We start from the raw sequence: 20,456 nt of genomic DNA on the forward strand, positions 1-20,456 counted from the left end.
GTGCGGGCACGGCGGGCGGGACGGGCACGGCGGCCAGGAAGGGCACGGCGGACGGGAAGGCCATCGGACTCACCAGCGCAGCAGGACGAGTTCGCAGGCGAAGCCCGGTCCGAAGGCGACCATCAGCCCCACTGCGCCGGGCGGGGGCGGGCCGGCCGCCTGGATCCCGCTCAGCACGTGCAGCACCGAGGCCGAGGACAGGTTGCCCGCGGACGCCAACGAGCGGCGGCTCGCGCCGAAGGCCGAGCCCGGCAGGGAGAGCGCGTCGGCCAGTACGTCGAGGATCTTCGGGCCGCCGGGATGGACGATCCAGGCGTCGACGTCCGAGGGCTTGAGGTCGTGTCCGGCGAGGAAGCCCTCCACGTCCCCGGCCACGTGCAGCCGGACCAGGTCGGGCAGTTCCCGCCCCAGCACCATCCGGAACCCCCAGTGGCCGATGTCCCAGCCCAGCAGGCCCTCGGTACCGGGATAGAGGTGGCTGCGCGCGGCCACGACCGAGGGCCCGGGGGCCGTGCGGTGCAGCGGATGGCCCCGGCCCACCGCGAGCAGGGCACCGGCCCCGTCGCCGAAGAGGGCGCCGGCCACGAGGTTCGCGGGCGACGTGTCGGCGGGCTGGAGGGTGAGCGAGCACAACTCGGTGGAGAGCATGAGCGCCGCGTGGTCCGGGCGTCCCGCCAGGTAATCGTGCAGGTGGCCGAGGGCGGCCGCGCCGCCCGCGCAGCCGAGCCCGAACAGCGGCAGGCGCCTCACATCGGGGCGCAGCCCCGCGCGGGCGGCGAGGCGGGCCTCCAGCGAGGGCGTCGCGAGCCCGGTCACCGTCGTCGACATGACCAGGTCGACCTCGTGCGCCGCCACCGAGGCTCCGGCCAGCACGGATTCCAGGGCGCGGGCGCCCAGTTCCTCGGCCGTCGTGAGGAAGACGGCGTTCGCCGTGCCGAAGTCGTTCGCCGGGCCGTACCGGTCCAGCGGAAGCGCGAGGTGGCGCGTCTCGACCCCCACCGACGCGTGGAGCCGGTGCAGACGGGCCGAATCGGCCGGTGACGGCATGAAACGGGAGAGTGCCGCGGTGATCTCGCACTGGGGGTAGCGGTGGGGCGGGAACACACTGCTCACTGCCATGACACGGGTCATTGCCCCAACATAGGGAATAACTGACATTTCCCAAGGAATCCCGTGAATCGGGCGCGGCGCCGTCCCCGACCCGGGCTTAGCGTGGTGCCGTGCAGCAGACCCCCACCGCCGCACGGCCCGTTGAGGGTGCGCGGCCCGGCCTCGCCGGGCTGCGGCCGCCCGTCGCCGGCGCCGTCGCCCTGCTCAAGACCTGCCACCCGCTGCCCGCGGCCGCCGTGACCCTCTTCACCGCTGCCCTGGCCGCAGCCGTCGGCCGGGACCTGCCCGGGTCGGCGTTCACCGTGGCCGCGGTGGCCGCGGGGCAGCTCTCGGTGGGCTGGTGCAACGACCGGGTGGACCTGCGCCGGGACCTGATGACCGGCCGGAGGGACAAGCCGCTGGCCGCGGGGGCGGTGCGGCCCGGCGCGGTGACGGCCGCCGCGTTCACCACCCTGCTGCTCTGCGTGCCACTGTCGCTGGCCGCCGGAGTCCCGGCCGGCTGCGCGCACCTGTGCGGGGTGGCCGCCGCCTGGGCGTACAACCTCCGGCTGAAGCGCACCGCCTGGTCCTGGTTCCCGTACGCCCTCGCCTTCGGGCTGCTCCCCGCTTTCGTCACGCTGGGCCTGCCCGGTACGCCCTGGCCGCCGGCCTGGCTCACGGCCGCGGCCGCCCTGCTCGGAGCGGGGGCGCACGTCGCCAACGTACTGCCCGACCTCGACGACGACCTGGCCACGGGAGTGGCGGGCCTGCCGCACCGGCTCGGGGCGCGGCGTGCGGCCGCCTTGGGAGGACTGCTGGTCCTCGGCTCCACCGCGGCCCTGGTGCTCGGGCCTCCGGGCCGCGTAGGCCCGTACGGCTGGGCCCTGCTGGCCGTGACGGCCGCGGCGGTGCTCGGCACGAGCGGCCGCCGCGGCCGGGTGCCCTTCCTGGCCGTACTGGCGGTCGCCGCCGCCGACGTGACCCTGCTGCTGGTCCGCGGCGCCGGGCTCTTCCCGGCGGTCTGAGGCCCGGTCAGGCCGCTGCCGCGGCGGAGGGCGGCCGGCGGGTGCGGGTCCAGGTGAGGAGGTCGTCCAGCGGCCAGGTGTTGACGATGCGTTCGACCGGCACCCCGCACTCCGCGGCCCGTTCGCAGCCGTTCAGCTGCCAGTCCAACTGGCCGGGGGCGTGGGCGTCCGTGTCGACGGCGAACAGCGTGCCCGTCTCGACCGCGAGCCGCAGCAGCCGCCGGGGCGGGTCCAGGCGTTCGGGGCGGCTGTTGATCTCCACCGCGGTCCCGGACTCCGCGCACGCGGCGAAGACCGCTTCGGCGTCGAACTGCGACTCGGGGCGGCCCCGCCCGGTCACCAGTCGGCCCGTGCAGTGGCCGAGGACGTCCATCAGCGGATTGCGTACGGCCTTCAGCAGCCGCCTCGTCATCGCGGGCGACTCCATCCGCAGCTTCGAATGGACGGAGGCGACGACGACGTCCAGTTGGTCCAGCAGCTCCGGATCCTGGTCGAGCGTGCCGTCGAGCAGGATGTCGCACTCGATGCCGGTGAGCAGCCGGAACGGCGCCCACGTCTCGTTCAGCTCCGCCACCACGGCCAGCTGCTCGCGCAGCCGCTCCGCCGAGAGCCCCCGGGCGACGGTCAGGGTCGGCGAATGGTCCGTGAGCACCGCCCACTCGTGGCCCAACCCGGCCGCGGCGCGCCCCATGGCCTCGATCGGGCTGCCGCCGTCGGACCACTCGGAGTGCAGATGGCAGTCTCCGCGCAGGGCCGCCCGCAGCGCACGGGCTCCCGGGGTGGCCGGCGGGCCCTCGGGGTGCGCGGCGACCTCGTCCTCCAGCTTCTGCAGGTACGACGGGACGGCTCCCGCGAGCGCCTCCCGGACGGCCTGGCCGGTCTTGGGGCCGATGCCCTTCACCGCCTCCAGAGAGCCGGCGGCCACCCGTTCGGCCACTTCGTCCTCTCCCATGCGGACCAGGGCTGCCGCCGCCGTGCGGAAGGCCTGCACCCGGTACGTGGGCGCCTGCCCGCGCTCCAGCAGGAAGGCGATCCGCTCCAGCGCCGCCACCGGGTCCATCGGGGCACCTCCTCGTACCGGCGGTTCGGACACCCGCGCCACGCCACCAGTGTGACCGGGGGCTCCAAGGATGTCCTGGGGAGGCCATAAGTTCAGCTTATGGGATTATAAGCCGGGCCCGGGTGCTCGCTTAGGGTGCCCTTAGCTTAGTGTTCCCCTTGATCCATTTTTGTCGGTCGAAGGGAACTTGTCATGCCTCGCCCCCTGCGGGTAGCAATCGTCGGTGCCGGCCCTGCCGGAATCTACGCCGCCGATGCGCTGCTGAAGTCCGAGGCCGCCGCCGAGCCGGGCGTCTCCATCGACCTCTTCGAGCGGATGCCCGCCCCCTTCGGCCTGATCCGGTACGGCGTCGCCCCCGACCACCCGCGGATCAAGGGCATCATCACCGCCCTCCACCAAGTGCTCGACAAGCCGCAGGTCCGCCTCTTCGGCAACGTGGACTACCCGAACGACATCAGCCTCGACGAGCTGCACGCCTTCTACGACGCCGTGGTCTTCTCCACGGGCGCGACCGCCGACCGCGCGCTCGCCATTCCGGGGGTCGACCTCGACGGCTCCTTCGGCGCCGCCGACTTCGTCTCCTGGTACGACGGCCACCCCGACGTCCCGCGCACCTGGCCGCTGGAGGCCGAGAAGGTCGCCGTGCTCGGCGTCGGCAACGTCGCCCTCGACGTCGCCCGCATCCTCGCGAAGACGGCCGACGAGCTGCTGCCGACCGAGATCCCGCCGAACGTGTACGAGGGCCTGAAGGCCAACAAGGCCCTCGAAGTGCACGTCTTCGGCCGCCGCGGCCCCGCCCAGGCCAAGTTCAGCCCCATGGAGCTGCGCGAGCTGGACCACTCGCCGAACATCGAGGTCATCGTCAACCCCGAGGACATCGACTACGACGAGGGCTCGATCGCCACCCGCCGCTCCAACAAGCAGGCCGACATGGTCGCCAAGACCCTGGAGAACTGGGCGATCCGGGACATCGGCGAGCGGCCGCACAAGCTGTTCCTGCACTTCTTCGAGTCGCCCGTCGAGGTGCTCGGCGAGGACGGCAAGGTCGTCGGCCTGCGCACCGAGCGCACCGAACTCGACGGCACCGGCAACGTCAAGGGAACCGGCCAGTTCACCGACTGGGACGTCCAGTCCGTGTACCGGGCCGTCGGCTACCTCTCGGACGAACTGCCCAAGCTGCCCTGGGACGTGGACACCGGCACCGTCCCGGACGAGGGCGGCCGCGTGATGCAGGGCGGCGAGCACCTGCAGTCGACGTACGTCACCGGCTGGATCCGGCGCGGCCCGATCGGGCTGATCGGCCACACCAAGGGCGACGCCAACGAGACGGTGGCCAACCTCCTCGCCGACCACGCGGGCGGGCGCCTGCAGACGCCGGCCACGCCCGAGCCGGAGGCCGTCGACGCCTTCCTCGCCGAGCGGAGCGTCCGCTACACGACGTGGGAGGGCTGGTACCGGCTCGACGCGGCCGAGAAGGCGCTGGGCGAGCCCCAGGGGCGCGAGCGCGTGAAGATCGTCGAGCGCGAGGACATGCTGGACGCGAGCGGAGCCTGATCTCGGGCCGGGGAGTCCGCCGTTGCCTGGTCCTGCCCCGCGGGGGCAGGACCAGGCCGGAACGGTCAGTGCGGCAGGCCGCCCGTACGGGGGATCGGCCGGCCGGGGCGGAATGCCGGGCGGCGCCGGGCGGTTCGAAGCAAGGCGGCACCCCGCGCAACCGCGCGACACCGGCCACCCTGCACGCACGGGAGAGCTCATGAAGATCGGCATCATCGGCGCAGGCAACATCGGCGGCAACCTCACCCGCCGCCTCACCGCCCTCGGGCACGAGGTGCGCGTGGCCAACTCCCGGGGCCCCGAGACCCTGGCCGACCTGGCCGCGGAGACCGGCGCGACCCCGGTCACGGCCGCGGAGGCCGCCCGCGGCGCCGAGGTCGTCGTGGTCACCGTCCCCCTGAAGAACGTACCGGACCTGCCCAAGGGGCTCTTCGACGGGGCGGCGAAGGACTTCGTCGTCATCGAGACCGGCAACTACTACCCGAAGCGGCGCGACGGCCGCATCGCCGGCATCGAGGACGAGGGCCTGACCGAAAGCCGCTGGACCGAGCAGCAGCTCGGGCACCCCGTGGTCAAGGCCTTCAACGGCACCTACGCCCAGGACCTCATCGACCGGCCCCGCCCGGCCGGCGACCCGGACCGGATCGCCGTCCCGGTGGCCGGCGACGACGAGAAGGCCAAGGACACCGTCCGGGCCCTCATCGACGAACTCGGCTTCGACTCGGTCGACGCGGGCGGACTCGACGACTCCTGGCGCCAGCAGCCCGGCACCCCCGTCTACGGGCTGAGGGCGGGCGCGGCCGAGGTCGCCAAGGCCCTCACCGAAGCCTCCCCACTCCGCCAGGAGGACTTCAAGGCCTGACCACCCCCCGCCCGGAAGCCCCACCCCCGGCCCTGCGCAGCCGCCCCGGCCCGGGGCGGCCTCCGGGCGGTCGGCCTGACGGCCGTGCTCGCGGAGCCGGCCCGACAGTTGGGACTCGCGGCTCGGCCCGGCCACCCAGGCCTTGTCGCCCGCGCCGCGCAGTCGGCCCGACGACAGCCTGCGCCCTGTAGGGGGCGGGGTGTCGGGAACCGTGACCGAAGTGTCATCCCCCGGCGCCGCCCGTCGCGGGGGCGTCCTGTTACGGTCCTGGCCTCACGGGAGCCGTAGGAGGGCCACCAGCATGTACGTCAGACCCGGTCTGCTCATCGCCTCGGCGGTGCTGGCGGCGAGCCTCACCGCCTGCACCGGGCAGTCGCACACCAAGACCGGGTCGGCCGCTCCCGCGCCGTCGCCGACCGGCACACCCTCCGTCTCCGCTACGCCCCCGCCGACCACCTCCCCGTCCGCTTCCGCCTCCGTGCAGGCGCAAGCCCCCTCGTCCACACCCTCGGCCGCCGCGGCCCGGCCCGCGGCCCCGGCGCCGGCCGCCGCCCCGGCGACGCGGCCGGCCCTGTCCGTGGACACCGCGGGCGGTCGGCTGAACCTCGTACGCGGCGGCCCCGCCCAGGAGTTCACGGTCACCCTGCGGGGCGGCAGCGGCCAGGCCTACCGGCACCTGCTGGTGGCCTTCCAGATGGAGCCGCTCCCCGGCTCCCCCGGGGACCTGCCCGGACCCGCCGACCCGTACGTCCTGGAGCGGCGCGACCCGGCGACCGGCAGCTGGCGCCGCGTGGACCTGCGCATCGCCACCGACGTACTGCCCGCCGACCGCTACGAGGGCGGGACCGCCCTCGGCCAGGGCGCCGTCCGCACCGAGCGCTACCGGCTGCGTGCCACCGTCACCGCCCCGACCGGCAGCAGCCCGCTCATGGTGTACGCCGTCGACACCGACCACGCCGAAGGCGGCCCAGCAGCCCGGTCCTCGCTCGCGCACACGACCCGGCGTCTCGTCTGACTCCCGTTCCCTCCCGGCAATCCGGCGCACGTCCATCGTCTCCGGCACCGCGCGGACCCCGCGCCGCCGGCGAAGCGGGCGTGAGGCTCAGCCCGCGTTCCCCCGCGGCGGACTGCTGGTCGGTGGAGAGCAGGAAGAAGCGGCAGTGCGCGTACCGCGCCTTGAGGTGCTCCATCAGCGCGCGGCCGATGCCCTGCCGGTGGAACCTGGGGTTCACCAGCAGGTCCTGGACGTATCAGATGTGCTCGTCGTCGGACACCGTCCAGGCCGAGCCCCAGCAGCACGCCTGCCTCGTAGCGGGCCGTGATGACAAGGTGGGAGTCTTCGAGGCCGCGGCACAGCTTGTCGACGTCGCAGGTGTGGCCCACCCAGGCGACGGAGTCGTAGAGCTCGAACACCTCCGTCGGGTCGAAGGCGCTCTCCTCGGCGATCAGCATGGATGTCCCCTCCCGTCCGGCCGTCGGCCCGTCCGCACGGCTCCCCCTGGTGGATCTTGTCAGACGGCCGCGGCGAGGGCCCCGGAGGCTCGATAGGCTCCGGGGTGGGACGTGAGAGAGGGGAACGACGTGCGGGTGCTGCGGGCCGGTGCGCGGGTGGCCGTGCCGTGGAAGAACGGCGGGGGAGTCACCCGGGAGATCGCCGCCTGGCCCGAGGGCGCCGGGACGGATGACTTCGCCTGGCGGGTGAGCCTGGCCGAGGTGGCCGCCGACGGGCCGTTCTCCGCGTTCCCCGGCGTCGAGCGCACGCTCACCCTGGCCGAGGGCGCCGGCATGCACCTCAGCGTGGGCGGCGCCGCCCGCACCGTCGCCGAACGCCTCGCCCCGCAGGACTTCCCCGGCGACGTCCCGACCGGCTGCCGGTTGATCGACGGGCCCGTCGTCAACTTCAACGTGATGTACCGGCGCGGCAGCGCCCGCGCGGACACCGCCGTCGTCCGCGGCGTGCTCGCGCTCAGCGCCGCACCCCGCGAAACCCTGCTGGTGGTCGCCCTGCGCGGCTCGGCGGAACTCGACGCGGGCGAGGGGCCGCTCACCCTCGGCCCGTACGACGCGGCCCTGCTCACCGCCGGGTCCGGCTGCCGCCTCCGTACGGCCGGGCAGGCGGCCGTGGTCAGGCTGGCAGACCACCGCGCGCAATGACCCCGGCGTACCAGCGGCCGCTGTCCTTCACGGTGCGCCGCTGCGTCGCGAAGTCCACGTGGACGAGGCCGAACCGCTTGCTGTAGCCGTGGGCCCACTCGAAGTTGTCCAGCAGCGACCACACGAAGTACCCCCGCACGTCCGCTCCGTCCGCCATCGCCGCGTGCACCGCCGCCAGATGGCCGTGCAGGTATGCGATCCGGTCCGGGTCGTGCACCGCGCCCTCCGGGTCGGCGTAGTCGGCGTAGGCCGCGCCGTTCTCCGTGATCAGCAGCGGCACCCCCGGCAGCTCGTCGCGCAGCCGCGTCAGCAGCTCGTACAGTCCGCCCGCGTCCACCGGCCAGTCCATGGCCGTCCGCGGACCCGGCGCGGGCAGCAGGCGTACGTACGCCTGCGCGCCCACCCACGGCGAGGGCTCTGCGTCGCCGGGCGACCGCGGTGACGGTCCGGGCTCCGCGGCCGGGGCGGCGGCGACCAGCGTGGGGGAGTAGTAGTTGATCCCGAGCCAGTCGACGGGGGCGGCGGCCGCGGCCAGATCGCCGTCCCGGACGAACGACCAGTCGGTGAGCCCGGCCGTGTCCCGGACCAGGTCCTCGGGCAGACGTCCGTGGAAGACAGGGTCGAGGAAGATCCGGTTCCCGACCGCGTCGATGCGCCGGGCCGCGTCCAGATCGGCGGCGGACCCCGTGAGAGGGCGCACCGCGTGCAGGTTCAGCGTCAGCGAGACCGCTGCCGGGCGCGGCAGGACCGCGCGCACGGCAGCCGTGCCCAGGCCGTGCGCGAGGTTGAGGTGGTGGGCGGCCCGCAGGGCGGCGACCGGCTCGGTCCGGCCCGGGGCGTGGACGCCGGACGCGTATCCGAGGAAGGCCGCGCACCAGGGCTCGTTGAACGTGGTCCAGTCGTGCACCCGGTCCCCGAGCGCCGCTCCCACGATCCCCGCGTACTCGGCGAACCGCTCGGCCGTCTCGCGCCGGGGCCAGCCCCCGAGGGCTTCCAACTGCTGTGGCAAGTCCCAGTGGTAGAGGGTGGCGACCGGCCGGATCCCGGCCTCCAGCAGGGTGTCGACGAGCCGCCGGTAGAAGTCCAGCCCGCGCTGGAGCGCCGGGCCCTGGCCGGTGGGCTGGATCCGCGGCCAGGCGACCGAGAAGCGGTAGTCGCTCACGCCGAGCCGCTTCAAGAGGGCCACGTCCCCGGGCACCCGGTGGTAGTGGTCGGCCGCGATGTCTCCGGTGTCGCCGTTGAGCACATTGCCCGGGGCCCGGCTGAAGGTGTCCCAGATGGAGGGTCCGCGCCCGTCCGCCGAGGCGGCCCCCTCGATCTGGTAGGCGGCGGTGGCGGCGCCCCAGCGGAAGCCGGCCGGAAAACGCAGGGCCGCACCGGTCTGCGCACTCTTCCGCACATCCGTCCGCACATCTGTGTGTGCGTCCGTCTGCACTTCCGTCCGCGCATCCGTGGCGGCGTCCCCGAGCGCGAACGCGTCGGCAGTGGTCATGGAAGGACTCCTGGAGGGAGAGAAGGGGAAAGGAGGACCCGGCCCGGCGGTGCCCGTCAGCCCTTGACCGCGCCCTGCATGATGCCGCCGACGATCTGGCGGCCCAGTACGGCGAACACCAACAGCACCGGCAGGGTGCCGAGCAGGGTGCCCGCCATGATCACGGACTGGTCGTGGACGTAGCCGCCGCCCAGCTGACGCAGGGCGACCTGCACGGTCGGCTCCTGCGAGGAGAGCGCGACGATCGGCCAGAAGAAGTCGTTCCAGGCCGTCATGAACGTCAGCAGCCCCAGGACGGCCATGCCCGGGCGGGCGATCGGCACCACGACCGACCAGAAGATCCGGGCGTACGAAGCCCCGTCCACCCGGGCCGCCTCGATCAGCTCGTCCGGCAGCGACTGCGCCAGGAACTGCCGCATGAAGAACACGCCGAATGCCGAGACCAGTCCGGGCAGGACCACCGCCTGGAGCTGGTTCACCCAGTGCAGCTCGACGATCAGCATGAAGAGCGGGATCACCCCGAGCTGCGGCGGGATCATCATCGAGGCGACGACGGCACCGAGGAGCAACCCGCGACCGCGGAACCGCAGTTTGGCGAAGGCGAAACCGGCCAGCGTGGAGCAGAGCACCGTGCCCACGGTGATAGACGCGGAGACGATGAGCGAGTTGACCAGCGCCTTGCCGATCGCCGCCTCGTCCAATACCGCCTGGAGGTGTTCCAGAAGACGCGGGCCGGGGAGCAGCGCGGGCACCGGTCGCGCCAACTCGGAGTTCGAACGGCTCGCGGCGACCAGCGTCCAGTACAGCGGGAAGGCCGAGACCAGCACCGCGACGGCCAGGATCGCGTAGGCGACCCTCCCGCCACGCCGGGCAGCCGGGGCAGAGGTGCTCATCACCAGGCCTCCTGACCCGAACGGCGCCGGGCCAGCAGGGCGTTGACCCCGACCAGCACCGCGATCAGCAGGAACATCATCCAGGCGATGGCCGCCGCCCGCCCCAAGTGGAAGAAGCCCCAGCCCTGCTCGTACATGTAGAGGCCCAGGGTCTGGTACTGGTGCGAGATGCCGCCGGACATCGAGCCCTCGAACAGGAGCGGCTCGCCGAAGAGCTGGGTGGCTCCGATCGTGGAGACGATCGAGGTGAAGACGATCGTGGGGCGCAGCCCGGGCAGGGTCACGTGGACGAACTGCCGCCAGGACGAGGCACCGTCGACCTCGGCGGCCTCGTACCGCTCACGGGGGATCGACTGCATGCCCGCCAGGTAGATCAGCGCGTTGTAGCCGGTCCAACGCCACACGACGATGGACGAGACGGCGATCTGGGAGGCCGCCGTGCCGGTCTGCCAGTCCACCGGGTCGACACCGGCCAGCCCGAGCATCTGGTTGACCAGGCCGAAATCACGTCCGAAGAGCTGCGCGAAGACGAGGGACGCGGCGGCGACCGACGTCGCGTACGGCAGGAGCAGCGCGGTGCGGAAGAACGTCAGCGCACGGAGCCGGGAGTTGAGGAGATGTGCCAGACCCAGGGCCATCAGCAGCTGGGGGACCGTGGAGAGGAGGCCGATGGTGAAGGTGTTGCGCAGCGCCGTCCAGAAGAACGGGTCGCCGAGCAGCGCGGTGTAGTTGTCGAGGCCGCGCCACTCCAGCTCGCCGGGGGTCTGCAGCTCGACGCGGTAGAGGGAGACGTACGCCGTGTAGAGCAGCGGGAAGATCCCGAACGCGGCGAACAGGGTGAAGAACGGGGCGAGGAAGGCGTAGGGGGACCTGGCGCTCACGGGGCGGTCCTTCGGGATCGGGGCGGGCGGGCCGCACGGGGCCGAGTGGGGGCGGGGCGGCGGGGGCCGGGCGGGGCCGCGCGGTGCCGCGCGGGGCCGGGCGGGGCGGCGGGCTCAGCCGAGGGCGTTCTTGATGGCCTTCTTCGCGTTCGACCAGGCCGTGTCCGGCGTGGTGCCCTTGCGTTCGACCTCGCTCAGCGCGTTGTTGATCTGGTCGGCGATGTCCTTGTCGTGGACGCCGAGCACCTGGACGGGGGACTGGCGGGCGGCCTCGCCGAAGATCTGCCCGATCGGGGCGTCGGAGAAGTACGGGTCCCCGGCGTCCGCGATCTGCGCGATGGCCCGGGTGGCGGAGGGGAAGTTGCCCTGCTTGCGGAAGACCTTGGCCTGCTGCTCGGGCGCCGTGAGCCACTTGACCAGCTCGTACGCCTCCTTCTTGTGCGGGGCGGCGCTGGGCACGGCCAGGTAGGAACCGCCCCAGTTGCCCGCACCGCCGGGCAGCTTCGCCACGTCCCACTTCCCCTTGCCCGCCTCGCCGGCCTGGCCCTTGATGTAGCCGAGCATCCAGGCGGGGCAGGGCAGCGTGGCGAAGGCACCGGAGGAGAACGCCTGGTTCCACGGGGGCGACCACTGGTCCAGCTTGGCGCTGAGCCCTTCGGCGGCGGCCTTGACGGAGGCGTCCCAGGCGGCCTTCACCGCGGGGCTGTTCTCGTAGACCAGCGCGCCCGAGGCGTCGTAGTACCGCTCCTTCTGCTGCCCGACCATGACCGCGTTGAGGCTGCCCACGCTGTCCAGCCAGGCGCTCCCGGCGGGTGCTTTCTGCCGGTACTGGCGGCCGAGTTCGAGGTAGCCGTCCCAGGTGGCCCAGCGCGCGGCCAGCTCGCCGCGGTCGGTGGGCAGGCCCGCGGCCTTGAGCAGGTCGCTGCGGTAGCACATGGCCTCGGGGCCGACATCGGTGCCGAGCGCCAGCACCTTGCCGTCCTTGGTGGTCCCGGCCGACCAGGTGGCGGCGGCGAACTCGTCCTTGAGCGCGCCGGCCCCGTACGCGGTCAGGTCGGTGAACTTGTCGGCCTGCTTCTGGGTGACGGAGGCGATGCGCCCGACTTCCAGGGCCTGGACGTCGGCCAGTCCGCCGCCGCCCGCGAGCCGGGTCTGGAGCGACTTCCAGTAGTCCTGCTCGTCCTCGGTGTCGGTTTGCCTGATCTTGATCCCGGGGTGGAGCTGCTCGTACTCGGCGTAGAGCCCGCTCTCCTGGTAGCCGAACGCGCCGAACAGGTCGATGGTGAGGGTGAGGGGGCCATCCGCGTCCCCGCTGCTCTCCGGGCTGGAACCGCATGCGGCGAGGAGCGTGCCGGCGAGGGCGACGGCGCCGAGGCGGAGGGCGGCTCTGCCGGCGGTCCGGGGCATGGGCATGGGGTGGCCTCCTTGGCCGGGAAGGAATGAGAGCGCTCTCAGAACGCGCTTGGAGCGTGCACCCACTGCCATGACCCCGTCAAGAGTGTGACGCCGACGGTGTCGGCGAAGGACGCGCCCGGACAGGCGCGTTGCCGTCAGACCGCGACCCTCGCCCGGGCGGGGCGGGGCGGGCGGGGGCGGCCCGTCGGGCCCGGGCGCCGGTCAGGCCGAGGCGCGCCGCACCAGCGAGGTCGCGGTGATCACCGAGGCCGGAAGGGCGCGGCCTTCCCGATCCCGGCCGGTGTCGAGGATGCGCAGCAGCAGGCGGGCCATCATGCGGCCCATCCCCTCGATGTCCTGGCGGACCGTCGTGAGCGGCGGATCCGCCGTCTCGGCCACCGGCTCCGCATCGTCGAATCCGACCAGGGCCACGTCCCCGGGCACGGACAGCCCCCGCTCGCGCAGCACCCGCAACGCCCCCGTCGCCATCAGGTCGTTGGCGGCGAACACCGCATCGAGCCGGGGGCGGCGTTCCAGCAGCTCCGCCATCGCGCGGGCCCCGCCCGCCACGGTGAAGTCGCCCTCCGCGATCAGTGCGGGATCGGCGTCGAGCAGGACGTCCCGGTAGCCGTCGAGCCTGTCCACGGCCGAGGTCTGGTCGAGCGGCCCGGCGATGTGCGCGACCTGCCGGCGCCCTTGGTCCACGAGGTACCGTACGGCCTCGCGGGCCCCGCCGCGGTTGTCCGCGTCGACGTACGCGACCGCTCCGCCCTCCGCGGCCTCGGCGGTCCAGCCCGGCCGGCCACCGTAGACGGTGGGCATGCCGATCCGACGGGTGATCGCGGGCAGCGGGTCGGCGGCGTGCAGGGAGAAGGCGAGCGCGCCGTCCACGTGGCCGCCCGCCAGATAGCGCTCGATGCGGTCGTAGTCCCCCCGGTCCTCCACCAGCAGCAGCACCAACTGCGTGTCGTGTGCGGTGAGTTCCTTGCTGATTCCGCGGATCTGGCGGGAGAAGAAGGGATCGGAGAAGATCCGTACCTCCGGCTCTGCGATGATCACCGCGACCGCGCCGGTACGGCGCGTGACCAGCGTCCGGGCCGCCGGGTTGGGTAGGTAGCCGAGCTCCCGGACCGCCTCCCGGACCTTCTCCGCCACGTGCGGGCGGACGCCGTCACCCCCGTTGACGACCCGCGACACGGTGGCCCGGGACACCCCGGCGCGCTCCGCCACGGCCTCCAGCGTCGGGCGTGGAGCGGGAAGCTGTTCGGGCACGGGCCCTCCTCCTGCGTGTGCGGGGGCGGTCGCCTCACCGGACAGCAGGGTAACCCCTGTCGCCGGGAGGCTGAGAGCGCTCCCGGCGAGAGGGTCCGCAGGATCTCAGTGGCCGAAGCCGAACCAGTTGACGTTCACGTAGTCGGCGCCCTGGCCACTGGTGAAGGTCAGGTACACGTCGTGCCTGCCGGTGACCGGGCCGATGTTCGCCGGCACGGTCCGCCAGCTCTGCCAGCCCCCGGTGTTGGAGACGGAGAAGCTGCCGACCGGCGCACTCGTGCGGCTGTCCAGCCGGACCTCGACGAGCCCGCCGACCCCGCCGGGCGCACCGCTCGCGACGCGTCCGTAGAACTGCCGGGCCGCCGTGGAACCGAAGTCAACCCCCTTGAAAAGGGCCCAGTCGCCGTTGGCGACGGAGCCGAGGTTCTGGCCGCCCCCGGTGTCCGTGGTGGTCTCCTTCACCACGCCGCCCTGGGCGTCGTACGACTCCGCTTCGATCCTGCCGTACGCGTCGCGGCTGCCGGACGGCGGCGGACTGGTGGGCGGCGAGGTGGGCGTGGTCGGGGGCGGGGTCGTGCCGCCGGGCGCGGTCCGTACGGACACGTAGTCGACCACCATGGGGTGGCCGGGCTCGGTGCCGGCGTCGGGCCCGCCGCCGAAGGCGTCCGGGAAGCCGCCGCCCATCGCGACGTTCAGGATGAGGAAGTAGCCGTGGTTGGTGGCATTGGTCCAGGTGGCGGTGTCCACCTGATCGGCCCGTACGGTGTGGAACACGGCCCCGTCCAGGGAGAAGCGCATCTCCTCCACGGCGGTGGAGCGGTCCCACTCGACCGCGTAGGTGTGGAACCCGCCCTGGCAGGTGGTGCCGGTGCAGACGCGCTGGCCGCCTATGCCGGAGGTCTCGTTGCAGGGGCCGCCGGGGGTGGTGCCGCAGTGCATGGTGGCCCACTCGTTGTTGATGCCCTGGACGTTTTCCATGATGTCGAGCTCACCGATGCCGGGCCAGTTCCACCAGTTGCCGCGGTACGGGGCGCCGAGCATCCAGAACGCCGGCCAGTACCCCTTGGCCGCGGCCCCCGTGACGTTCGGCATCTGGATCCGGGCCTCGGCGCGCAGCTTCCCGCCCGCGGGGGGCTGGAAATCGGAGCGCCTGGTCTCGATGCGCCCGGAGGTCCAGTTCCCGGCGGTGTCCCGGCGGGGGGTGATCCGCAGATTGCCCGCGCCGTCGAGGGCCACGTTCGAGGTGCTCGCGGTCATCGTCTCGACCTCGCCCGTACCGAAGTTGGCGGGGCCGCCGGGGTAGCTGGTCCCCGTCGTGTACTGCCAGTCGGCGGTGTTCACGCCGGAGCCCGCAGGCCCGTCGAAGTCGTCCAGGAACACCTGGGTCCAGCCGGCCGGAGGCGGGGGAGCGGCGGCGTTCGCGGGCAGGGAGACCGTGGCGGCCGCTGCCGCGACGGCCACGGCCAGGGTGCCCAGTACGGCGAGGAAGGACCGCCGGGCGGCCGACGGTTTTCTACCGGATGTCTGACGCATGCGTGACCTCTCTGAGGCGCCGCGAGGCGCAGTGCGGGGGGAGACGCCACCGTGCGAGCCGGACTGAGAGCGCTCTCAGGTCGCGCCGCTGGACACTGTGCTCCCCGCCACCACCGGCGTCAAGACATGGAACCGGCAAAGCCCTTTCCTCCGGGGCGAGTTCATTCGTTGAAACGTGTCCTCCGCGACGAAGGGAGACGCTCTCCCCGGATTCGCCGGTGAGGCAGGCGTGGCACAGGCATCGGTCCGGGTGTGGACGGTGCGGCGCCGCCTCGGCGCGGTACCGGCGCGCGTACCGCTCCAGCGTCGCGGAGACGTCCGCTGGTAGTCCGGCTCGATGAAGCCACGTGCGCGTCGTGCCTCGCGCAGTCGCTCCAAGACCCGCGGGGGGTGGACGAGTTTGGGCCGGAAGCCGTGGAGGTGGCGTGTCGCCGTGTCGATGACGATCCACCGGCTGGTGTGCCGCTCACGTCCGACCACCGTGACCCGATCGCCTCCCGGGGTCAGGTCGCCCCCCGGCGCCCGTCAGGCCTCTCGTCAGGTGTCCTTCTCCATGGTGGGGCGCAGGCGCTCCAGGAGGGCGTAGAGGGTCGCGCTCTCGGAGGCGTCGAGGGTGTCGAGCGCGCCGTGCGTGGCCTGCATCTCCTCGCGCACCCGCCGGATGATCTCGCGGCCCGCATCCGTCGCCACGACGTTCTTGACGCGCCGGTCCGCGGGATCCGGCTCCCGCCGGACCAGCTCGCGGGCCTCCAGCCGGTCCACGATCCCGGTGACGTTCGATGCGTCACACACCAGCAGAGTGGCGAGGCCCCGCATGGGCAGGGGGCCGTTCAGCTGGGCGAGGACCCGGGCCTGGGTGGATGTGAGGCCGTAGTGGGCCGCCGCGGCCGCGAAATCGCGCCACTGGGCGGTGCCGATGGCGGCCAGCAGCTCCAGGAGCTGGAGCTTGGTGGGGGTGTGGGGGGTGGTGGCGCTCATGCCTCCGGAGCCTACTCAGATTGGTTGACATTATCAATTGTTTACTTGACCACCTTAAGTATTCCCGTCTACCGTCGGAGAAGTACTTGATGACATCAAACATCTGCGATCTGAAGCACTAAGAAGGTCCTGCCAGACATGAGCACCGCCGCCCCCATCCCCGCCGATGCCAGGAACAGGAACGAGACGGTCATCGTCTTCGCCCTGAGCCTTGCCGCCATGGTCGTGTCGATGATGCAGACCCTGCCGGTCCCGATCCTGGGCCTCATCCGCGCCGACCTCGGCACATCGCCCGCCAACGTCAGCTGGGTGACCACGGCCACCCTGCTCTCCGCAGCCGTCTTCACGCCGCTGCTCGGCCGCTTCGGCGACCAGCACGGCAAGAAGCCCACGCTGGTGGCCGTGCTCGGCGTCATGGTCGCGGGCTCCGTCATCGCCGCCCTCGCGAGCTCGCTCCCGCTGCTGATCCTGGGCCGCGTGCTCCAGGGCGCCGCCACCGCGATCTTCCCGCTGGCCCTCTCGGTCCTGCGCGAGGAAGTCCGCCCGCAGAAGCTTCCCGGCGCGATGGCCCTGGTCAGCGGCACCCTCGCCTTCGGCAGCGGCCTGGCTCTGGTCGCCACCGGCCTGCTCACCTCCGGTGCCGACGCCGACTACCGCAACGCCTTCTGGATGGCGACCGGCTTCGCCGCCCTCGCCCTCCTCGCGGTCGCCTTCCTGGTCCCCGCCACCCGGCACAAGACCGGTGGCCGTACCGACTTCCTGGGCGCCCTCACCCTCGGCATCACCCTCCTGCTGCTCCTGCTGCCGATCTCGCAGGGCCACGAGTGGGGCTGGACCTCCGGTCGTACGCTGGGCAGCTTCGCCGGCGCCGCCGTCATGACCGTCGTCTGGGTCTTCACGGAGCTCAAGGTCAGCGAGCCGCTCGTCGACATGCGGATGTTCGTCCACCGCCCGGTCCTCATGGCCAACCTGGCCGGCATCCTCGTCGGATTCGGCATGTTCGCGAACTTCCTGGGCGTCTCCTACCTCGTCCAGATGCCCGAGGCCCTCACCGGTTACGGCTTCGACGCCTCCATCCTGCGCGCCTCCGTCCAGTTCCTGCTGCCCGGCGCCATCGTCTCGCTGCTCGCCTCTCCGGTCGGCGGCCAGCTGGTCCGCCACCGCGGCCCGCGCATCGCCCTCGCCCTGGCCGCGGGCCTTGGCGCGGCCGGTTTCGGCTGGCTGGCGCTCGACCACGGCCACACCCTCTCGGTGATCGGCGCCGGCGTGGTCGTCGGCGCGGCCGTCAGCTTCGGATACGCGGCCATGCCCGCCGTCATCATGGCGAGCGTCCCGCACCACCAGAGCGGCATCGCCAACGGCATCAACTCGATCTCCCGCTCCACGGGCAGCGCGATCGGCAGCGCCATCGTCACCACGATCCTGGCGTCGAAGACGATCGAGCACCTGCCGGCCGGGGTTCCGGCCCTGCCCGCCGAGTCCGGTTTCACCCTCACCTTCTGGATCGGCGCAGTGGCCTTCGCCCTGGTCGCCGTCATCAGCTGGCTCGGCCTGCGCGGCGGGCAGGCGCCCCGCACGGTCGAGGTGAACCGCCCGGTCACCGAAAAGGTGTCGGAACCGGCCTGAACCGCCTGAGCTCTTTCTCGCGGGGCCGGCACCCTTCCAGGGTGCCGGCCCCGTCGACGTGGCCGAGGTGCACGACTACCGGCTCCCGGGGGTCGGCACCCCGCCCTCGTGCACCGAGTGCCGCAGGTGGAACTCCTGCGCGAGCAGGCCCACGATGACGAGGTCGTGGTGCCGACCGGCGAGGAAGACGTGGTCGCGCAGCCTGGCCTCCTCGACGAAGCCGAGCCGTCGGTGGAGCGCCAATGACGCCTCGTTGTGCGCGAAGATCCGCGCTTCGCACTTGTGGAAGCGCCGCTCGGCGAACATGTAGCGCAGCAGGACCACCACGGCCTCGGCCGCATAGCCCTTGCGCCGGTGGTCGGCGCCGATCGTGACGCCGTACTCGAAGCGGCCTGCGCGCGGATCCGCGTGGTGCGAGCCGACAGAGCCGACCACCTCGCCCGTGTCGGCCGCTTCGATCGCCAACTGGAAGCAGTCGCCGTCGGATGCGGCGGAAGCCTGCTGCTTCGCCCACTCGCGGTAGCGCTCGGCGGAGCGGGGCGGGTGGAGCAGATCCCCGTACCGCTCCTCGTCGGCGGCGAGGCGCATGAACGCGGCCCAGTCGTCGGGCTCCACACCCCGCAGGCGTATCCGCCGGCCCGTCCAGAACGAAGTCATACAACATTCGATCATGGTGCCGGGTGCGACGTCCAGGCCGCCGGGCCTCAGTCCCCGCTGCGGGCCGCCGCCTTGCGCTGGCGCTTGCTCAGCGGGGCCAGGGAGAGGTCCTGGGCCTGGGACTTGAGGCCCTTGAAGGCGTAGCCGCGCTCGGTCAGCCAGCTCTCCGCCGCGAGTTCGGCGCGCACCGTCGCGTCGAGGATGTCCTCCTCGGCCTCGCCCGAGTCGAGGAAGCGGAAGGCGAAGAACGGCCGGGCCGTCAGGTCCGCGTCGTACGTGAGGTGGCCCTCGGCGGTGAACGTGGCGTGGAGCATGTCGTGCTGCGGCGCGGCGGCGGCGAGCTCGGCGCGCTGGGCTTCGGTCAGGGCGCCGAAGGAGCCGCGGACGGTGATCCGGAAGGTACGGGTACTCATCCCGGCAGCGTAGATCGGGCGAAACCGGCGCGCACCGGGTTTTTCCGCGGCCGACTGAGCTTCGCAGCATCCCGCATCTGCCAGTGAAGACTGGCCGCGGACACGACCACCCCGCTGTTCGGCCCCGCCGTCACGGTGACGGCGGTGGTCGCCCCGGCGAATCCCGCGGCGGGCACCCCGACCGGAGCCGTCACCTTCACGGACGGCACGCGGCAGCTGGCCACCGTTCCGCTGGACGGCGGCCGGGCCACCTTCACCACGAGCGCCTTCCAGCCGGGCGGCCACCCCGTCACCGCCACCCACGACGGAGACCCGGTGTTCGTTCCCGCCGCCACGACGGAGTCCACCGGTCTCACCGTCGGATTCACCGAGCCGTGCCTCACCACCGCGCACCACGGCCCGCTGACCGTCGCCGGCGGACAGTCGCTGTGCATCGGCCCCGGCGGCCGGCAGACCGGACCGGTCACGGTACGGCCGGGCGGGGCGCTGGCCGTGACGGACGCCGAGATCGACGGTCCGCTCCGTTCCGACGGCGCCCTGGCCGTCACCGTCTGCGGGTCGCGGCTCACCGGACCGGTGACCCTGTCCCGTACGAGCGGTCCCGTTCTGTTCGGCTGGGGCGACGCCGCAACTCCCTGCGCGGCCCACACGGTCCGGGGACCGGGGGAGCCGAACGCCGACCGCTAGAGGTCGATGTGGCCCATCAGGCCCCGCTGGTAGTCCAGCTGGGCCTGGCGGATCTCGGCAGCGGTGTTCATGACGAAGGGACCGCTGCGGGCGACGGGTTCGCCGATCGGCTCACCGGCCAGCACCAGCACCTCGGCGGCGGCCTCCGGGGCCTCGACCGTGAAGCGCTCCGCATCGCGGCCGAGGATCGCGAGGTGGCCGTCGGGGAGCTGTGCGTCGGGGGTGGCCGCAGTGCCGGACAGCACGTACACCATGGCGTTGTGCCCGGTCGGTACGGTGAACTCGGCGCGGCCGCCCGCCGCGAGGCGGGCGTGCACCACGAGGACCGGGGTGTGGGTCTCGAAGGGGCCGCGCACACCGTGGGTGCTGCCGGTGATCACGGTGAGCCGGGCGCCGCCGTCCTCCGTGGTGACGGTCGGAATGTCGGCCGGGCCGCCGTACTGGACCCGCGGCGGGGTCGCCTTGAGGCGGGCCGGCAGGTTGACCCAGATCTGCAGCAGGTGCTGCGGTCCGCCCTCGGCGAGCAGTTCGGGGGTCGGGCGGGCGAGGTGGACCAGACCCGAACCGGCGGTGAGCCACTGGACCTCACCGGCGTCCATGACGCGCTTGTGGCCCTCGGAGTCGATGTCCTCCATGGCGCCCTCGATGACGTACTGGATGGTCTCGAACCCGCGGTGCGGATGCGGCGGCGCACCCTTGGCCTCGCCCGGGCCGAGGACGTGCGGGCCGACCTGGTCGACCATCAGGAACGGGTCGACCAGGGGCAGTTCCGGCTGCGGGAAGGGGCGGCGGACCGGGAAGCCCTCACCCTCGTACGTGTGGAAGGGACGGACGACGCGGAGGGTGGATCGCACGGCGGCGGCGGTGGTGATGTCCATGCACCGA

The 20,456-nt window shown here is 72.8% G+C and carries 20 protein-coding genes; 7 read left to right on the forward strand and 13 right to left on the reverse strand.

Going from position 1 to position 20,456, the window contains the following annotated elements:
* Positions 1 to 69: 69 nt before the first annotated feature.
* Complete coding sequence (locus AC0666_RS10905; protein WP_478707461.1) at positions 70 to 1,131, reverse strand: type III polyketide synthase; 1,062 nt, start codon at positions 1,129 to 1,131, stop codon at positions 70 to 72.
* An 89-nt stretch (positions 1,132 to 1,220) separates the two neighbouring features.
* On the opposite strand from AC0666_RS10905, the gene AC0666_RS10910 reads away from it, so the two are divergent.
* Positions 1,221 to 2,114: a UbiA family prenyltransferase gene (locus AC0666_RS10910; RefSeq protein ID WP_478707462.1), complete on the forward strand. Its 894-nt coding sequence runs from the start codon at positions 1,221 to 1,223 to the stop codon at positions 2,112 to 2,114.
* Between the two features lie 7 nt (positions 2,115 to 2,121).
* Here AC0666_RS10910 and AC0666_RS10915 read toward each other — a convergent pair whose 3' ends face one another.
* The gene (locus AC0666_RS10915; protein ID WP_361719850.1) at positions 2,122 to 3,174 is read right to left on the reverse strand and encodes a PHP domain-containing protein; all 1,053 of its coding nucleotides are present in this window, start codon (positions 3,172 to 3,174) and stop codon (positions 2,122 to 2,124) included.
* A gap of 192 nt (positions 3,175 to 3,366) precedes the next feature.
* On the opposite strand from AC0666_RS10915, the gene AC0666_RS10920 reads away from it, so the two are divergent.
* From AC0666_RS10920 to AC0666_RS10930, 3 genes are all read left to right on the forward strand, one after another.
* A complete protein-coding gene (locus tag AC0666_RS10920) occupies positions 3,367 to 4,728 on the forward strand; it encodes an FAD-dependent oxidoreductase (RefSeq protein ID WP_468963679.1) in 1,362 nt (453 codons plus the stop codon).
* Positions 4,729 to 4,927: 199 nt separating this feature from the next.
* Positions 4,928 to 5,590 (forward strand): NADPH-dependent F420 reductase, encoded by a 663-nt coding sequence (locus AC0666_RS10925; RefSeq protein ID WP_468963680.1) that lies wholly within the window; start codon positions 4,928 to 4,930, stop codon positions 5,588 to 5,590.
* 301 nt (positions 5,591 to 5,891) lie between these two features.
* Complete coding sequence (locus AC0666_RS10930; protein ID WP_468963681.1) at positions 5,892 to 6,605, forward strand: hypothetical protein; 714 nt, start codon at positions 5,892 to 5,894, stop codon at positions 6,603 to 6,605.
* On the opposite strand, the gene AC0666_RS10935 is transcribed toward AC0666_RS10930, so the two are convergent.
* Entirely contained in the window at positions 6,517 to 6,828 is a 312-nt protein-coding gene (locus tag AC0666_RS10935; RefSeq protein ID WP_468964299.1) for a GNAT family N-acetyltransferase, read from the reverse strand. The two genes, AC0666_RS10930 and AC0666_RS10935, sit on opposite strands and share 89 nt — an antisense overlap.
* A gap of 325 nt (positions 6,829 to 7,153) precedes the next feature.
* Between AC0666_RS10935 and AC0666_RS10940 the strand changes: the two genes are divergently transcribed.
* Positions 7,154 to 7,744, forward strand: coding sequence for a HutD/Ves family protein (locus AC0666_RS10940; protein ID WP_468963682.1), 591 nt, complete (start codon positions 7,154 to 7,156; stop codon positions 7,742 to 7,744).
* On the opposite strand, the gene AC0666_RS10945 is transcribed toward AC0666_RS10940, so the two are convergent.
* From AC0666_RS10945 to AC0666_RS10975, 7 genes are all read right to left on the reverse strand, one after another.
* Positions 7,716 to 9,236, reverse strand: coding sequence for a GH1 family beta-glucosidase (locus AC0666_RS10945; RefSeq protein ID WP_478707463.1), 1,521 nt, complete (start codon positions 9,234 to 9,236; stop codon positions 7,716 to 7,718). The genes AC0666_RS10940 and AC0666_RS10945 overlap by 29 nt on opposite strands.
* A gap of 56 nt (positions 9,237 to 9,292) precedes the next feature.
* Positions 9,293 to 10,129, reverse strand: coding sequence for a carbohydrate ABC transporter permease (locus tag AC0666_RS10950; protein WP_468963684.1), 837 nt, complete (start codon positions 10,127 to 10,129; stop codon positions 9,293 to 9,295).
* Positions 10,129 to 11,010: a carbohydrate ABC transporter permease gene (locus tag AC0666_RS10955; RefSeq protein WP_468963685.1), complete on the reverse strand. Its 882-nt coding sequence runs from the start codon at positions 11,008 to 11,010 to the stop codon at positions 10,129 to 10,131. The genes AC0666_RS10950 and AC0666_RS10955 overlap by 1 nt, the downstream gene beginning before the upstream one ends.
* Before the next feature lie 114 nt (positions 11,011 to 11,124).
* Positions 11,125 to 12,423, reverse strand: a complete 1,299-nt coding sequence (locus AC0666_RS10960; protein WP_468963686.1) for an ABC transporter substrate-binding protein — start codon at positions 12,421 to 12,423, stop codon at positions 11,125 to 11,127.
* Positions 12,424 to 12,627: 204 nt separating this feature from the next.
* Complete coding sequence (locus tag AC0666_RS10965; RefSeq protein WP_468963687.1) at positions 12,628 to 13,677, reverse strand: LacI family DNA-binding transcriptional regulator; 1,050 nt, start codon at positions 13,675 to 13,677, stop codon at positions 12,628 to 12,630.
* Positions 13,678 to 13,782: 105 nt separating this feature from the next.
* Positions 13,783 to 15,210: a glycoside hydrolase family 16 protein gene (locus AC0666_RS10970; protein WP_468963688.1), complete on the reverse strand. Its 1,428-nt coding sequence runs from the start codon at positions 15,208 to 15,210 to the stop codon at positions 13,783 to 13,785.
* A 537-nt stretch (positions 15,211 to 15,747) separates the two neighbouring features.
* Entirely contained in the window at positions 15,748 to 16,188 is a 441-nt protein-coding gene (locus AC0666_RS10975; RefSeq protein WP_468963689.1) for a MarR family winged helix-turn-helix transcriptional regulator, read from the reverse strand.
* Between the two features lie 138 nt (positions 16,189 to 16,326).
* Here AC0666_RS10975 and AC0666_RS10980 point away from each other — a divergent pair, with 138 nt between their 5' ends.
* Positions 16,327 to 17,814: an MFS transporter gene (locus AC0666_RS10980; RefSeq protein ID WP_468963690.1), complete on the forward strand. Its 1,488-nt coding sequence runs from the start codon at positions 16,327 to 16,329 to the stop codon at positions 17,812 to 17,814.
* 75 nt (positions 17,815 to 17,889) lie between these two features.
* Here the strand turns inward: AC0666_RS10980 and AC0666_RS10985 are convergent, their stop codons facing one another.
* A complete protein-coding gene (locus AC0666_RS10985; RefSeq protein ID WP_478707464.1) occupies positions 17,890 to 18,471 on the reverse strand; it encodes a GNAT family N-acetyltransferase in 582 nt (193 codons plus the stop codon).
* A 47-nt stretch (positions 18,472 to 18,518) separates the two neighbouring features.
* Positions 18,519 to 18,884, reverse strand: a complete 366-nt coding sequence (locus AC0666_RS10990) for a DUF6204 family protein (protein WP_468963692.1) — start codon at positions 18,882 to 18,884, stop codon at positions 18,519 to 18,521.
* A gap of 90 nt (positions 18,885 to 18,974) precedes the next feature.
* Between AC0666_RS10990 and AC0666_RS10995 the strand changes: the two genes are divergently transcribed.
* Positions 18,975 to 19,571: an Ig-like domain-containing protein gene (locus AC0666_RS10995; protein WP_478707557.1), complete on the forward strand. Its 597-nt coding sequence runs from the start codon at positions 18,975 to 18,977 to the stop codon at positions 19,569 to 19,571.
* On the opposite strand, the gene AC0666_RS11000 is transcribed toward AC0666_RS10995, so the two are convergent.
* Complete coding sequence (locus tag AC0666_RS11000) at positions 19,568 to 20,449, reverse strand: pirin family protein (RefSeq protein ID WP_478707465.1); 882 nt, start codon at positions 20,447 to 20,449, stop codon at positions 19,568 to 19,570. The genes AC0666_RS10995 and AC0666_RS11000 overlap by 4 nt on opposite strands.
* Between the last annotated feature and the right edge of the window lie 7 nt (positions 20,450 to 20,456).

This window comes from Streptomyces sp. NPDC043680 (assembly GCF_056436685.1).